21 protein-coding genes are annotated in these 14,496 nt (G+C 59.2%); 9 read left to right on the forward strand and 12 right to left on the reverse strand.

What is annotated here, in order from left to right; all coding sequences use genetic code 11:
* Positions 1 to 3: 3 nt before the first annotated feature.
* Both VO57_001415 and VO57_001420 read left to right on the forward strand, forming a co-directional pair.
* The gene (locus VO57_001415) at positions 4 to 717 is read left to right on the forward strand and encodes a tRNA (guanine(46)-N(7))-methyltransferase TrmB (GenBank protein ID XBL70026.1); all 714 of its coding nucleotides are present in this window, start codon (positions 4 to 6) and stop codon (positions 715 to 717) included.
* Positions 718 to 843: 126 nt separating this feature from the next.
* Positions 844 to 2,058 carry a site-specific integrase gene (locus tag VO57_001420; GenBank protein XBL70027.1) on the forward strand — a complete coding sequence of 405 codons (1,215 nt, stop codon included), beginning with the start codon at positions 844 to 846 and terminating at the stop codon, positions 2,056 to 2,058.
* Positions 2,059 to 2,072: 14 nt separating this feature from the next.
* Here VO57_001420 and VO57_001425 read toward each other — a convergent pair whose 3' ends face one another.
* The 3 genes from VO57_001425 to VO57_001435 are packed head-to-tail and all read right to left on the reverse strand — an operon-like array spanning position 2,073 to position 4,164.
* Complete coding sequence (locus tag VO57_001425; protein ID XBL70028.1) at positions 2,073 to 2,639, reverse strand: GntR family transcriptional regulator; 567 nt, start codon at positions 2,637 to 2,639, stop codon at positions 2,073 to 2,075.
* A 35-nt stretch (positions 2,640 to 2,674) separates the two neighbouring features.
* Entirely contained in the window at positions 2,675 to 3,541 is an 867-nt protein-coding gene (locus VO57_001430; GenBank protein XBL70029.1) for a phytanoyl-CoA dioxygenase family protein, read from the reverse strand.
* Entirely contained in the window at positions 3,538 to 4,164 is a 627-nt protein-coding gene (locus VO57_001435; protein XBL70030.1) for an acyl-homoserine-lactone synthase, read from the reverse strand. The genes VO57_001430 and VO57_001435 overlap by 4 nt, the downstream gene beginning before the upstream one ends.
* Positions 4,165 to 4,383: 219 nt before the next feature.
* Between VO57_001435 and VO57_001440 the strand changes: the two genes are divergently transcribed.
* Positions 4,384 to 5,463, forward strand: coding sequence for a PAS domain-containing protein (locus VO57_001440; protein ID XBL70031.1), 1,080 nt, complete (start codon positions 4,384 to 4,386; stop codon positions 5,461 to 5,463).
* Here VO57_001440 and VO57_001445 read toward each other — a convergent pair.
* Both VO57_001445 and VO57_001450 read right to left on the reverse strand, forming a co-directional pair.
* The gene (locus tag VO57_001445) at positions 5,456 to 5,860 is read right to left on the reverse strand and encodes a response regulator (GenBank protein ID XBL70032.1); all 405 of its coding nucleotides are present in this window, start codon (positions 5,858 to 5,860) and stop codon (positions 5,456 to 5,458) included. The two genes, VO57_001440 and VO57_001445, sit on opposite strands and share 8 nt — an antisense overlap.
* Positions 5,861 to 5,999: 139 nt before the next feature.
* Positions 6,000 to 6,422, reverse strand: coding sequence for a helix-turn-helix domain-containing protein (locus tag VO57_001450; GenBank protein ID XBL70033.1), 423 nt, complete (start codon positions 6,420 to 6,422; stop codon positions 6,000 to 6,002).
* Between the two features lie 59 nt (positions 6,423 to 6,481).
* On the opposite strand from VO57_001450, the gene VO57_001455 reads away from it, so the two are divergent.
* The 5 genes from VO57_001455 (at position 6,482) to VO57_001475 (ending at position 9,195) form a co-directional block, all read left to right on the forward strand.
* Positions 6,482 to 6,844 (forward strand): mercuric transporter MerT family protein, encoded by a 363-nt coding sequence (locus VO57_001455; GenBank protein ID XBL70034.1) that lies wholly within the window; start codon positions 6,482 to 6,484, stop codon positions 6,842 to 6,844.
* Positions 6,845 to 6,855: 11 nt separating this feature from the next.
* Entirely contained in the window at positions 6,856 to 7,197 is a 342-nt protein-coding gene (locus tag VO57_001460; GenBank protein ID XBL70035.1) for a cation transporter, read from the forward strand.
* A complete protein-coding gene (locus tag VO57_001465) occupies positions 7,194 to 7,424 on the forward strand; it encodes a GDCCVxC domain-containing (seleno)protein (protein XBL70036.1) in 231 nt (76 codons plus the stop codon). The genes VO57_001460 and VO57_001465 overlap by 4 nt, the downstream gene beginning before the upstream one ends.
* A gap of 1 nt (position 7,425) precedes the next feature.
* Entirely contained in the window at positions 7,426 to 8,787 is a 1,362-nt protein-coding gene (locus VO57_001470; protein ID XBL70037.1) for an NAD(P)/FAD-dependent oxidoreductase, read from the forward strand.
* A gap of 81 nt (positions 8,788 to 8,868) precedes the next feature.
* Positions 8,869 to 9,195 carry a YnfA family protein gene (locus VO57_001475; protein XBL70038.1) on the forward strand — a complete coding sequence of 109 codons (327 nt, stop codon included), beginning with the start codon at positions 8,869 to 8,871 and terminating at the stop codon, positions 9,193 to 9,195.
* Between the two features lie 12 nt (positions 9,196 to 9,207).
* Here VO57_001475 and arsB read toward each other — a convergent pair whose 3' ends face one another.
* From arsB to VO57_001510, 7 genes are all read right to left on the reverse strand, one after another.
* Positions 9,208 to 10,278 carry an ACR3 family arsenite efflux transporter gene (arsB, locus tag VO57_001480; GenBank protein ID XBL70039.1) on the reverse strand — a complete coding sequence of 357 codons (1,071 nt, stop codon included), beginning with the start codon at positions 10,276 to 10,278 and terminating at the stop codon, positions 9,208 to 9,210.
* Entirely contained in the window at positions 10,275 to 10,778 is a 504-nt protein-coding gene (locus tag VO57_001485; protein ID XBL71371.1) for an arsenate reductase ArsC, read from the reverse strand. Before VO57_001485 ends, arsB begins: the two co-directional genes overlap by 4 nt.
* Before the next feature lie 5 nt (positions 10,779 to 10,783).
* Entirely contained in the window at positions 10,784 to 11,254 is a 471-nt protein-coding gene (locus VO57_001490; GenBank protein ID XBL70040.1) for an ArsI/CadI family heavy metal resistance metalloenzyme, read from the reverse strand.
* A complete protein-coding gene (locus tag VO57_001495; protein XBL70041.1) occupies positions 11,254 to 11,592 on the reverse strand; it encodes a metalloregulator ArsR/SmtB family transcription factor in 339 nt (112 codons plus the stop codon). The genes VO57_001490 and VO57_001495 overlap by 1 nt, the downstream gene beginning before the upstream one ends.
* 128 nt (positions 11,593 to 11,720) lie before the next feature.
* On the reverse strand, positions 11,721 to 12,473 hold the full coding sequence (locus VO57_001500) for a LuxR family transcriptional regulator (protein ID XBL70042.1): 753 nt from the start codon (positions 12,471 to 12,473) through the stop codon (positions 11,721 to 11,723).
* Between the two features lie 184 nt (positions 12,474 to 12,657).
* Positions 12,658 to 13,059 (reverse strand): DUF2285 domain-containing protein, encoded by a 402-nt coding sequence (locus tag VO57_001505; protein ID XBL71372.1) that lies wholly within the window; start codon positions 13,057 to 13,059, stop codon positions 12,658 to 12,660.
* Between the two features lie 190 nt (positions 13,060 to 13,249).
* Entirely contained in the window at positions 13,250 to 13,441 is a 192-nt protein-coding gene (locus VO57_001510) for a DUF6499 domain-containing protein (GenBank protein XBL70043.1), read from the reverse strand.
* Between the two features lie 408 nt (positions 13,442 to 13,849).
* Between VO57_001510 and VO57_001515 the strand changes: the two genes are divergently transcribed.
* Complete coding sequence (locus VO57_001515) at positions 13,850 to 14,431, forward strand: sigma-70 family RNA polymerase sigma factor (GenBank protein ID XBL70044.1); 582 nt, start codon at positions 13,850 to 13,852, stop codon at positions 14,429 to 14,431.
* Positions 14,432 to 14,496 lie beyond the last annotated feature (65 nt).

Genomic DNA, 14,496 nt, shown 5'->3' on the forward strand with positions numbered 1-14,496 from the left:
CGCATGACCGCATACAAGGACGGCGATCCCACCACCCTCAGCCGACTCTACGGCCGCAGCGTCGGCAAGCCGCTGCGCGCGCGCCAGCAGGCGCTCGTCGACGATCTGCTGCCCAAGATCTCCGTGCCCGAAGAAGGCCCGGTGACGGCAGAGCGCCTGTTCGGCGAGGATTGCCCGCTGCATTTCGAAATCGGCTTCGGCGGGGGCGAACATCTCGCCTACCGCGCCGACCTGCTGCCCAATCACGGCTTCATCGGGGCCGAGCCCTTCCTCAACGGGGTCGCGCAGGCGCTGACCCATGTGGAGGAACAGCGGCTCCCCAATATCCGCCTGCACGCGGGCGACGCGCTGGAGGTGCTCTCACGCGTCCCCGACGGCGCGCTGACGATGGCCTATCTGCTCCACCCCGATCCCTGGCCCAAGGCGCGCCATGTCAAGCGGCGGATGATGAACGACGGGCCGGTGCAGATGATCGCCGACAAACTGAAGCCCGGCGGCGAATTCCGCTTCGGCACCGATCACCCGGTCTACGTGCGCCATGCGCTGATGGTGATGCGGCGCTTCACCGATCCGGCGACCGGCCCGTTCGAGTGGGTGGTCGATGGCCCGAAGAGCTTCCAGCAGCGCCCCTCTGGCTGGTGCGAGACCCGCTACGAGAAGAAGGCGCGCGAGCAGATGGGCCACGAGGTGTGGTACTTTCGATTCAGGCGACGCTAGACTACGCTGATGTTGTAAAAACAACGACTTAGCGCAAAACACTTACGCCAGAATTGCCTCCAATTCGCCCCTTTTTCCGCTTGCGTGATTACCCGGTGATTGCCAGAAAAGGCCACGAGGTATCGCATGGCAACAGGAAAAATCAGCAAGCGCACGGTCGATTCGCTCCCGGTTGGACCAAAGGAAAACTATCTTTGGGACACCGATCTCAAGGGCTTTGGCGTCAAGATTACAACTGCTGGATCAATCAGTTACATAATCCAGTTCCGAATGGGCGGACGAGAAGCGAAGACCCGTCGTTTCACGATCGGATCACATGGATCGCCTTGGACACCGACTACTGCACGCTTGGAAGCTGAGCGATTGTTGGTGATTGTTGCGCAGGGCATTGATCCGGTTGATGCGGAAAAGCAGCGCCGCCGGGAAGCTGTCGACCTCGCCTTCTCGAATTACGCTGACCTCTTCACTCGCTCCTGCAAACGCGAGGGATGGCGTCGCCTCGTGGAGCGATCCATTCGCCTCTACCTCAAGCCCACATTCGGAATGAAGGCGCTGCCAGCGATTACGAAGATCGACGTCGTTTCGGTTCTCGATCAGATGCCGCCCAAGCAGGTGGCAAACCGGCGAAATGTCTTTGCCGTTATGCGCCGCCTGTTTCGCTGGGCCGTCAGTCGCGGAGATATCGATCGCAATCCGATGGAGGGCATGGAAACGCCGCCTCCGGTCAAGCCACGAGAGCGCTGGCTCAAGGATGGCGAACTCCGCCATATCTGGAATGCGGCGCCGGAATGTCATCGCTGCTTTGGTCCAATTGTCAGGCTTCTGATCGTAACCGGACAGCGCCGTGAAGAAGTCTCCGGGATGCACTGGCAGGAGCTCAGTCGCAGCGAAAGATTATGGACCCTGCCCGGATCTCGAACCAAGAACGGAGAACCTAACTCCATTCCCCTCAACGATCTTGCAATCGCCGAGCTCGACCGGGAGGCTCGCGGCGAGAGGTGGCCGCGTAAGGGCCGTGTTTTCGCGACAGCTAGCGGGGCGGGCTTTACGGGATACGCCAAAGGGAAGGTGAAGCTCGACAGCCTGATTGAGGAACGTTGCGAAGAGCCGCTCGAAGCCTGGCGCCTTCATGATCTACGACGAACCCTCGCAACGAACTTCCAGCGGCTTGGCGTTCGGTTTGAAGTCACCGAAGCCGTTCTCAACCATGTGGGCGGATCTCGCGCCGGAGTCGCCGGCATCTACCAGCGCCACGACTGGAAGGACGAAAAGCGCCAGGCGCTCGATGCCTGGAATGACCACCTCGCGACGGTTCTGTCCGAGAGTGGGGAGACGACCTAAAATATTGGCGAGGGCTAGGGCGTCTGCTGGTTCAAACGTCCGACAAGAGCGGGTACCAGATCCTCAATGTGTTGATGATATGCGCGTACCGCTCGGTTTGAGCCATCGAACCCTTGCTGCGCTTTTCGCTCAATTTGCTCAAGGGCATGCGGCGCGCCAGGCCAAATCACCGGCTCGAGTTCACGTAGCGGCTGGAGTCTGTCGCTAATGCGTTCGACCAAATGTACGCGAAACCGATTGCCTGAGCTTGCCGCGATGTCTCTGAAGGCGCGCGCCAATCGGTCGGCATAAGCACCTCGCGTGTCGTTTGATCCTTCGTTGATTGTCAGTGATTTGTGATCGTTGTCGGGAGCCTGCTCCAAAAGCAGGGCGTTGACTTGCAGAATGTCGCGCAAGGCCTGTTCGGTAAGCAGCGGTACGCGAAATCCTTCGCCGGGCGTGAGGTCGACCAGCCCTTCACCGACAAGCTGGTTCAGGCTGTCTCTTACCGGCGTCATGCTCACTCCGAAATCGTCAGCGAGTCGCATCGCCTCAAGCTTCGTACCGGCCCGGAAGCGCCCTTCCAGCAATGCATCTTTCAACCGCCTGTACGTAGGCTCGAGGACGTGAGCGGGACTCATCGTCCGCCGCGGCGCGTCTTGGCGAACTCACGAACCGCTTCTTTCTGGTCGGGGCGCAGACTATCGGTTGCCTGAGGGAATTCGGGCACCTTGTCGCTCAGCAAAACCGACGGGCATTGCCCTTCGAAATTACCCAGGTTCGGACGGTGCTGCACATATCCGGCGAGCTCGGCGAGTTCGGGAGAGAACTCTTTTGCTACTGCTGGTGGATAGGCCAGCCAGAGATTCTCGTAGGGTTTGAGCCAGCCGAGACTGTAGCCGATTACGACACCGCGGCGGACATCCTCGGTCTGGTTTGGTCCCGCTCCATGGACGGTGGAGCCGAGAAAGCAGATCGCATCGCCGGGCTTGCAAACAGCTACTATGGGATCGTCGAGACTTTCGAGATTGTCGACAGGCTTCCTGTGCGTCCCGGGGTAGATGCGTGTCGCGCCATTGAGGCGAGTAAATTCGGTCAGCGGCCAGATGACGTTGAGAAGATATTCGTGATCGCCCTTGCGGCCTGCCCACATATCCTGATCGCAATGCGGAAACTGTTCTATCTCGCCGGGATGGATCGCGATCGCCTGGGCGACATTGAGCTGTATCCGGTCGCAGGCGCTGCCGAGAATTGCGCGGGCGAGCGATAGGACTAGCGGCTGCAGGACTAGATCGCCTGCGACCTGCGACCGGCGAAGCAGGCTTCCAAACCGTTTGGTCCGATGGCCATAGAAGTCTCCCTTGCCGAGGGGCGCCTGCGCAAATGCACCTTCCAGGTCGGCATCGAGTGCGGCGATCTGTTGCTCGGCGACAAGCTGCGGAATGATGCAATAGCCATCCTCTTGCAGCTGATCGAGCCAATGCGCCTCCCTCGGCCCAGTCATGCTGCCAGCTCCATGCCGCCATAGGCTTCCGGCTTAGGATTGCGGCAGTAGATCCCTGCGTTGGCGAGTTGCGCGCGTGTATCTTGGTCGATGTCGATCCGAAGAGCGACAAGCTGCTGCCCATCGATAGAAACGCACGGTCCAAGCTGCTGGCAGCGCCAGCCGAACTGGGCGATCTGACGGAACCAGGGCACTGGGGCGACCGCCGAATAACCAGAGATCCCTTCCGATATTGCAAAATCGGCGAGTGCGGAGACGAGCTGGTTGCGGACACTCCGGCGATCAGCGCGCGGCAACGTGGGATCGATACAGAATCGGGTAATCTCGCGAAATGCCTCATCCTGCGGAACAGGTCCGGTGCACAGCTGCGGAAAGAGATCGCGTAAGATATGAGGTCCATCAGAACGCAGGAGCCGGGCCGATGCGCGATGCTCGCACTTTTCGCCGGTGAGGACGAGATAGGCGGCCGAGGGCGTATCGAACTGGTCGATTTCAAAGGTCCCGTCGAGCACCGGAACGTCCCACCCAAGAAGATCCACGAACACGCGCTTGCGCGCCTCGAACATGGCGCGAAGTGCCGGATCGACCAAGTTTGCACCATTTATACCGCTGCTTTGCTGCATGAAGATTACCTGTGAACTTGATGACTGCTCGCATCTCATCAAATCCGGATAGGCAGCGACATACCAAGAACTGGGGAGGGCCACATCTGGCGCTCTACAGGGGAGAGTTTACTGGCCATCCCACCTTTGCGATGAGCGTCAGCGTTTGAAAATCATCAAGATACGACAGGTATCTTATCGGTCCGATTCTGTTCATCCCGGGAAGGTCACAAGCTGGCTATGAATGCAAAAGTCATCACGAACTTCCAGCTTGGCAGCCGCGAATCCTCTTCGGCGCCTGATGTCTTGCCCCTCGCTACAGAGCATGCGCTGCAATCCGCCGGAGCTGCTTTCCATGCGCTCGCCGACACCATGCCGCAGATGGTATGGTCGACTCTTCCCGACGGCTCCCACGATTATTACAATGCGCGCTGGTATGAATTCACGGGTGTCCCTGTCGGATCAACCGACGGCGAAGGATGGGCCGGGATGTTCCATGAGGATGACCAGGCCGACACATGGAAGAAATGGAACCACAGCCTCGCTACCGGCGAACCGTACGAGGTTGAATATCGCCTGAGGCATCACAGCGGCGATTATCGCTGGATGATCGGTCGTGCGCTGCCGATCCTCAACGAGGAGGGTGAGATCCAGCGCTGGATCGGCACTTGTACGGATATCGACGAGCAGAAGCGCACCGCCCTCCAAAACGAAATCCTGAGTCAAGAGCTCAGCCATCGCATCAAGAACATCTTCGCGATTGTTTCCGGTTTGATCAGCCTGACAGCGCGCGCAAATGAAGCGTTCGGTGAAGCGTCGCGCGACCTGCTGGGCCGGATTTCCGCGCTGGGGCGCGCGCACGAATTCGTCCGGCCCCACAGCGAAAAGTCCCAGCCCGAGGGCAAGGAAGTGACCCTCGCCACGCTGCTTGCGACGATCTTCGAGACCTATCCTGCCTTTTCCGAAAGAAGGATTGCTATTTCCGGCCCCGATATCGCGGTCGAAAGCCGCGCCGCCACGCCGGTTGCATTGGTGTTCCACGAGCTGGCTACCAACGCGATGAAGTACGGAGCTCTGTCCAATCCCGAGGGAAGGATTTCGCTGGACCTTTCAACCGAGGACGAGATGGTCCGCTTCCGCTGGAGGGAACACGGAGCTCACATCGACAAGGCGAGTGAGCCTCAAACGGGTTTCGGAAGTCGCCTCATCGAGTTGGCCGTGAAGCAACAGCTAGGAGGCAATTACGAGAGAACCTGGCATGACGATGGCGTTGAACTCGTCATGGATGTCCGAAAAAGCAGGTTGCAGGAGCCTAGTTAAAGAAGAGCCTAAGACGGGCTGGCGGATCGATTTTTTCGCCCTTCCGGACCGCAATGACATAGTCGAGAACCTGCTTGAGAATGCTAAGATCGACCGGTTTTTCCAGCGCGCCCAGCGTTCCGCTCACCCCTTCGCCGAGTTGTGCGGGATTGGCGGTTACGAAAATAACCTCGATCCCGAAATCCGCAGCAAGCTTCTCGCCGATCCTCGGACCAGTGGCTCCATCGGCCAGATTGACATCGACGAGCGCCACATCGATCGCGTCTGAAGCCTTTGCCAATGCCGATTGCATGTCGTCGGCTATGCCTGCGGATTCATGACCGAGATCGTGAACCACCGCCTCCATTTCGACAGCTATGAGGAATTCGTCTTCGACAATCAGAATGGTGGTCGGCATGGAAAGCTATCAAAAGTTAAATGACGAGGCTCTGTAGTGAGGGGACGGACAGGGCGCATATTCGTTCCCTCGCCTCGTCGCATCCGGCTTCGATCGAAATAGCTTCAAGACGCGCACCCGTTCCGACGGCATAGCTTCACTATCGGGCGCCAGGACCACGACCAAAGAGCGTATCTATGATGGGGCATTCCGGAACATCACCGCCTTCGCAGCGGGCTGATACATCGGCTAGCGTGCGCTCCAACCTAGTCAAATCAGCAATTTTAGCTCGCACGCTGGCCAGATGGTTATTGGTCAGATCCCGAACCTCGCCGCAGCTGTAGGGGTGCGAATCAACGAGGCTGAGCAGGCTTTTGAGCTCCTCGATCGAAAAACCCAGATCGCGGCCGCGCAAGATAAAGCCGAGCCGCGCCTGGTCGCCGGGTGGATAGAGCCTGTGCCCGCTTGCCGTACGCTCGGGAGGCTGAAGCAGACCGATGTTCTCGTAGTAGCGGATTGTCTCAAGGTTGCAGCCCGACCGTCTGGCCAGTTCTCCCCGTTTGATCACTTGCGATGCTGTCATGAGCCATATGCCAATTAGTGCTTGAACCTGTAGTTACTACAGGGAGTACATTGGTTTCCATGGTCGATCAAATGCACAAGAACGCGCAGCGCTTATGGGCGAGCGGCGGGACGCTCGGCGCGATACTCGCCTCGTCCTGCTGTATTGCCCCGCTGTTATTGCTGAGCCTTGGCATCAGCGGCGCGTGGATCGGCAATCTCACTGCGCTCGAACCGTACAAATGGGTATTTATCGCCATTGCGGTTGTCTTTTTGGCCCTTGGATTCCGGCACGTCTATTTTCGGCAAGCCGAACCTTGCGAAGACGGAACATATTGCGCGCGGCCCGGAGCAAACCTGCTCGTCAAAAGCTCCCTGTGGCTGGCGACCGTATTGGTCGCTGCCTCGTCCACGGTCGAGTGGTGGGCGCCGCAATTCTACTAGGAGTTCGAAAGATGAAGAAGACGATGATCGTCGCAGTTGCGATACTGGGACTGGCCGGAGCGGGTATCTGGGCAGCGACCTTGTTTCCGCCAAACTCCGACGAACGGGTTCAACAAAATTCCGCGCATCTGCAATCGGCAAGTTTTGCGGTCGAGAATATGACCTGCGCGACCTGCCCGATAACGGTTCGGCGCGCGATGGAAGGCGTGGCAGGCGTGCACGAGGTGACTATCGATTACGAGACCAGGACGGCGACTGCGCAGTTCGATCCTGAGCGAACAACCACAAGCGCGATCGCCGCGGCGTCGACCGAGGCCGGATATCCGGCGATCCTTTCAGAGAGCGCGCTATGATCGAACTGAAGTCCGAGATCACATGCCCTACTTGCGGGTACAAAAAGCTCGAAAGAATGCCGACGGATGCCTGCTGGTTTTTCTACGATTGCAATGGTTGCGGTGTGAAACTCCGCCCCAATGCGGGCGATTGCTGTGTCTTCTGCTCATTCGGCACCATCCCCTGCCCGCCGATCCAGGAAACGCGTGCCGATCGCAAGGGCGCCACATGTTGCGGAGGGCGGTGAGATGAGTACGCGAAACTTCGATCTTATAGTGCTGGGTGTTGGTATGGCGGCCGTAAATGCCGCCAACAAATGCGCCTCAGCCGGTTGGTCGGTCGCGGTGGTCGACGAACTGCCTTATGGCGGCACCTGCGCCCTGCGCGGCTGCGATCCGAAGAAAATGCTCCGCCGCGGGGCGGAAATCATCGACGCAGCGCGGCTCATGCACGGCAAGGGCATCGAACCGAACGACATCGCCATCAACTGGCCCGATCTGGTCGCCTTCACGCAGACGTTCACCGACAAAATGCCCGGTCGGATCGAAAACGGTCTGGAGAGCAACGGCGTCACTACCCTTCACGGGAAAGCGCGCTTCGTCGGCGAAGATACCGTCGAAATCGACGGCGAGGGGCAGTTTCAGGCAAACCATTTCCTGATCGCAACGGGTGCCAAGCCGCGGACGATAGATGTTCCCGGCTCCGAACACCTTACCGACAGCACCGAGTTCATGCGGCTCGATGCGCTGCCCGAACGCATCCTGTTCATCGGCGGCGGCTTCATCTCGTTCGAGTTTGGCCATATCGCAGCACGCGCCGGCAGCGAGGTGTGCATGATCGATCGCGGCGAGAGACCGCTTAAAGGTTTCGATGCCGATCTTGTTGAAAGACTCGTCGCGCGAGGCGAGGAAGTCGGCGTCCAACTGCGACGGCGCACGTCACTCAAATCCATCAAGAAGGACGGGACGGACTTTCTTGTCACGGTAGAAACGGGTAGCGAAACGAAAGATTTGCGCGCCGATCTCGTCGTCCAAGGCGCGGGCCGCGTCGCGGCAATTGATCAGCTCGATCTGGCCGCAGCCAATGTCGAGGCAGGTGACAAGGGCGTTGCGGTCAACGCCTACCTGCAAAGCACGTCCAACCCGAAAATCTACGCTGCCGGGGATGCCGCCGATACGCAGGGTGCCCCGCTTACGCCTGTCGCGGTTTTCGAGGGCAAGGTAGCTGCGTCCAATATGCTCAAGGGCAACCGGACCAAGCCGGATTATTCGGGAGTTCCGAGCGCTGTATTTACCGTACCGGAGCTAACCCGCGTTGGCATGCTCGAACAGGATGCACGAGAGGCCGGGCACGATATCCGCGTCGTCGAGAATGACACCGGCGACTGGTATTCCAACCTTCGCGTTGGCGAAAGCTGCGCTGCAACCAAGGTTATAATCGATAAGGACAGCGACACTATCCTGGGCGCCCATCTGCTCGGACCCGAATATGGCGAAATCATTAATTTCTTCGGTTTGGCCATCCGACTTGGACTGACAACAAGCGATCTCAAGAAAATGGTATCGGTGTATCCGAGCGTGGGCTCCGATCTTGGCTCCATGCTATCGTAGTTGCGCCTCGCTTGGTCCAGTAAAGCCATCAACCGGGTAATCCCGTTTGCGATCGACAGTCGAAATCTCGATAGAGGTCAGATGATGACCTTTCTCGCATATCTCGGTGCTGCAATTGCTGAAATTGCGGGCTGTTTCGCTTTCTGGGCGTGGTTGCGTATGGACAAGTCGGCTTGGTGGCTCGTTCCGGGCGTGGCTTCACTCGTCCTTTTTGCCTATTTGCTAACGCTGGTCGATGCCGAGCATGCAGGTCGAACTTATGCTGCCTACGGCGGGGTCTACATTCTGTCCGCGCTTTTGTGGCTTTGGATCGCAGAAGGCGTGAAGCCCGATCGGTGGGACACTCTGGGCGTGGCGATCTGCCTTGTAGGCGCCGGCGTCATCTTGCTCGCCCCCAGACCGGTATGAGGCACATCCGCATCAAGCCAAAGGGAATATACCACGCGTCCGATTGGCGATCGCTACCAGCGACAACATGACAGGCACTTCTACGAGGACGCCTACCACCGTAGCCAAAGCAGCTCCGCTCCCTAGGCCGAACAGGCCGATCGCAACCGCCACCGCCAGTTCGAAAAAATTGGACGTGCCGATAAGAGCGCAGGGCGCGGCTACTGCGTGCGGGACCTTCCACGCTTTGGCCCAGCCATAAGCGATGAAGAAGATGCCGTAGCTTTGGACAACAATGGGCGCTGCAATCAGCGCGATCAACAGCGGTCGGGCGACAATGGTTTCCGCCTGGAAGCCGAACAGCAGCAACACCGTCAGCAGCAGGCCGATGATCGAGAGCGGCTTCATGCGCCCCGTGAATTCGGACACCGCCGCTTCATCGCCGCCATGGGTCGCGAGAAGCCGATGCCGCACAATGGCACCGGCTGCGAGCGGCACGACCACATAGAGCGCGACCGAGAGCAGCAGCGTCTCCCACGGGACCGCAATGTCGGTCACGCCCAGCAGCAGCGCGACAATGGGCGCGAAGGCCACGATCATGATGAGATCATTCGCCGCGACTTGCACCAGCGTATAGGCAGGATCGCCCCTGGTGAGCTGCGACCATACGAAGACCATCGCGGTGCAAGGGGCCGCACCCAGCAGGATCAGCCCGGCGATGTATTGCTGGGCATCGGCAGGCGCGATCAGGTCGGCAAAGACGACCTCGAAGAACAACACGCCAAGTGCAGCCATCGTGAAAGGCTTGATGAACCAGTTCACTACCAGCGTGATGATCAGGCCCTTTGGCTTGTCACCGACGCGACGCACCGCGCCGAAATCGACCGCCACCATCATCGGGAATATCATCGCCCAGATCAGTACTGCGACGACAAGATTGACCGAGGCGTATTCGATGCCCGCTAGCGAGGCGAATAGCTCTGGCGCTGCATTGCCGAGCGCAATCCCGGCGAGGATCGCGCCGCCGACCCAGACCGAAAGCCATTTCTCGAACAGGCCTAGCCCCGCCGCGCGGGCGTCCATGTCAGCAGCTGCAGCGGTCATTGTTCATCCGCCTCGTGGCCAATGGCTTGCAGCTTTTCGCGCAGGGCAATCTGCTCGAAGCTGGCAATCGGCAGCGCCAGCATCAGGTCGATACGGCGCTTCAGCATGCGAAACGCATCGAGGAAGGCCGCTGCCTTCTCTGCATCGCTGCCCTCGACCGCCGCCGGATCAGGAATGCCCCAGTGCGCGGAAGTCGGACGACCCGGCCATACTGGGCAAGTCTCGGCCGCCGCGCTGTCGCAGACGGTGAAGATCAGATCGAATTCTGGTCCTTCGGCAAACTCGCTCCAGCTCTTTGAGGAATAGCCATCTGCCGGATAGCCCAGTGTCTTGAGCGTATGGATCGCCCAGGGATTCACTGTGCCGATCGGATTGCTTCCGGCGCTGTAGGCCTTGAATCGACCCTCACCGTCTTGGTTGAGGATTGCCTCACCCAGGATCGAACGAGCGGAATTGCCCGTGCACAGGAACAGCACGTTCAGCGGTTGATCTAACATCAGTTACCTCAGCAGCAGGACGTCTTGGCAGGTGCCAGTTGCGGCGCGCAGCAGGCGCCCAAAGTGGCAATGGCAGATGCGAGCTGGTCGAGGTCAGGACTGCCGCCATAGGTCGTGCTCTCGCCATCGGTCAGAAAAGCTTCCCAGACGACGCCATCTGGATCGGCGATCCAGCTCTTTTCCGACTGCGCGTAGCAGCAAGTCGTCGCGCCTTCTTCGAGCACCGGGCGGTCAGCAGCCTTGAGGCGGCCATAGACCTCTTCGAGTTCGCTCTTGTCCTCGACCTGCAAGCCGACATGCTCGATGCCTTTGGCAGCAGCCTCGCGCATCGAAATCGCGAAGTTGATGCGCGGATCTTCCAGCATCCACTTGGCATAGTCGGCCTTCACCACGTCGGGCTCGGCACCGAACAGGCTTGAATAGAAGGCAATAGAGTGGTCGATGTCGGTCACGCCGACATGCACGTGAAAGCGTTTCATCAGGCGCTCTTTCGTTGAGGAGAAGGAAAGCATTCGGTATCCTGGGAACAGGACATGCCGCCGCAGCAGTTCTCGGTGAGGTAGCCCATCAGGCCATTCATCGCGGCATAGTCCGCCGAATAGATGATCGAGCGGCTTTCGCGCCGCTGGGTGACCAGCCCCGCATTGCCCAGTTGGGCAAGGTGAAAGCTCATTGAAGACGGAGGCACTTGGAGTTTCTCAGCTAGCACCCCAGCGGCAACGCCTTGCTCCCCGGCCTGCACGAGCAGGCGGAATGCGGCGAGGCGATGCTCCTGTGCCAGAGCAGATAGGGCTCGGATCACGCGGTCGGCTTGCATCGCTCACTCCAATGATTCGATAACTATTAAAATATCGAAATGCCGAGAGAAGTCAAATTGCTTTCTGAACGGTTGCGAAATAGGCAGTACGGCCATGTTCGAGTGATTGAGAGGCAGTGGCGCGAAAACTAGCCTGTGTCCCGCCAACGGATAATGTCGGCAAACCCGATCAACCCGTCGAACAGCGCCGCGACGACGAGGGACTGTTTACAATGGACCTGGTAGCGCTCGCGGGCCATCTTAAGATGCTGAATGACGGTTTCGGTGCTGATTTCGAGTATCATGGCCGTTTCAGCTGCAGTCTTCCCTCTTGCAACCCAAAGCAGACACTCCCGCTGCCGATCGGTCAGGGAAGGGACCTTCTCATCGAACTTTTCTGAACTCAGGCCCAGCGCACAGCTCAAAGCCAGCGTCCCGATCATTTCCGCGACGGCGAAGCGCCGTCGGGGCAGTTCTCGCTCGGGTCGAACAGCAAAGGTGCAGGTGCCGCGCCCTATCCCGGGCAAATGCCGCGGAACAGTATAACCATTGCCAATTCCGCATTCCCGGCCGACATTGAGCATTTGACGGTCGCCGCGCGTGAGAGGGACGAGTTCGTCAATCCAGTCCCAGGCGAAACCGATGATGGTCTTGTCACAGGCTCTTCGCACCGGATCCTGCCCTGCGAGGTCGAAGGCAATATAGACTTTCGCCCATTCGTCGGGATAGTCGTGCAATAGCAGGCCCGGTGCCTCGCACGATGTCGAACGCATCTCCAGGCTAAGCGCGAAGTGGTCGAAGCCAAGGCGCCGGGAAACCTGTTTAAGCGCACCGTCGAGTTCAGTGTCCGAACGGACATTGATAAGTTCAGTTGCGAATTCCTCCGCGAGATATGCGTACATAGACCTGCCGTTCGATCGGCAGCACGCAATCCAACACGCCGCCACCTGACCGCCTGCTCGGTGCCGGATCAGACGGTTCCATTCCACCTGTTCCAGCAGTTGCAGTTGCGACCCTCAAGGTCCGGTTCCAATCCGGGCGCGCCGCAAAATTCAGCAGCATGCCCCACGAAAAACCATAGTGCATTCAGTGCGTTTGAAAAGAGCGGAGCCGGCTTTGGCGAAGCAAGCCGAGATAGCCGTGCGACGCCATTCGCCGCGCCTCAACCACGAGACGCTGGGTCTGGCGGCGTTGCGATGACGATTTCCAGTCAATGGCGCGCTGCGCGGACAATCCCCGATAAACAATGGTTCCAGCGATATCTTTTAGCATAACACCCTCAGGCGCCCGGGATAAAGCATCAAGTATGGCGAGCAGCAAGTGGAAGCGGTGGGACTGATAGGCAGTGGGCTGCAACTGGTTTCGCACGCTGGGAGCAGCGGAACCATCTACACAGCAGTGAAACGCATCGAGCGCCGCCAGCCTGATCGGAAACGACTGGTCCCGAGGGATCAGATAATTGTCTCCACCCAACCGGGCGGAGGCCATAACGAGCAGCCGATGGCGAGCGCCACCACCGGCGAGGACCAGATGATCTCCCGCATTGCTGGTTCGCTTGGAGATCAGGTCGCACGTTGCGCGCGCCGCCTTGACTGCGCGCCCACCGCCAAGAATTACCACATGAGCGTTTTCCTCGGCTTGCCAGATCGCCGGATGGCTGCGAGCTGAAAGGTCGGGATCAATCGGGAAATTCAAGGCCCCATGAACGCGCCATTCGGCGGCAAGCTGGGGATTGCGGGTCGAAACCGCTTTCGCTGGCGATCCGTGCGTATTGTTGCCGGTACGCGGCATTGCGGCGCAGGAATTCCTGCGCGAAATCCGAATAGTCGAATGCGCCTGTCCGGTCGTTGCTGTCAAATGGTCGATCCATGGAGCACCTCCTTTCTCGCCGATTTCGCTAGAGGCGCCAGCACCGCGCCGACATTCCATGACCTAGGGGGCCGCCTCCCCAATATTGGGCATATTTGATCAGGCGCTCGCCGAGACCGTTGCTTTCTTAGGGAAGGCGACGACCGCCGCCACAAGCGGGTCCAAAACGGCTCTACTTACCTCTTGCAAGCCATTCCTATGTTGGGCAGATTGACAGCGCGCGGATTGATATTCTGGCACCATCCGCGTGGATCTTTCCGCCGGACATCATGCACGCCGGTCCATCGCAGGCCCGGCGGCCGGACCGATCAAGGGGCACAAACTAGGCCCCGGACGGCGGCACAGACCTGGAACCCGCACGCAGTTCGCCACGGCGAACTCAGGTTGCGGTCGCCTCCAAGTTCGAAGCATGACTCAAATTGCCGCCGAAATTCGGCACCAATCTCCCCAGTGCGTGGGTCCCGCATATTGCGCTGCAAAGGTAAGCCGAACGGTCGGTCGCCGCCGCACACTCGATGCCCTCTACCGCGAGGAACGGGCTGGACTGATCGCCTATCTTGCGCGCCGCGTGGGCTCCGAACGCGCCCGCGACCTGGCACAGGACGTGTTCCTGCGTGCGGCGACCAGCAAGCAGCTGACGGAACTCGTCAATCCGGCGGGCTTTCTGAGGCGGATTGCATTCAACTTGATGGTGGACGAGGCGCGGCGGCAAAAGTGCCGGGTCAGGACCCAGCCACTTCTGGAGAACGCAGACGCGCCAAGCCGTGCTGCGCAAGAAGATGCCGTGCATGTCCGTGAAACCCGGCAAGCGCTGGAAATCGCGCTCGCAGAGCTCCCCGAAAAGTGCGCGCGTATCTTCGCGATGAACCGCTTCGAGAAGAAATCCTACCGAGAGATACATATCGAACTCGGCATCGCACTGCCGACGGTCGACTATCACATGATGAAAGCTCTTGCGCATTTGCGTCAAGCGCTGGGTCACAGTTGGTGACTGCAGGCATCCGGCCAAAAGGGACCACTCAAAATTTAATTTCAATTGAAACTAAGGTGCTCGCA

Source organism: Citromicrobium bathyomarinum, assembly GCA_001306305.2.
Classification (GTDB): domain Bacteria; phylum Pseudomonadota; class Alphaproteobacteria; order Sphingomonadales; family Sphingomonadaceae; genus Alteriqipengyuania; species Alteriqipengyuania bathyomarina.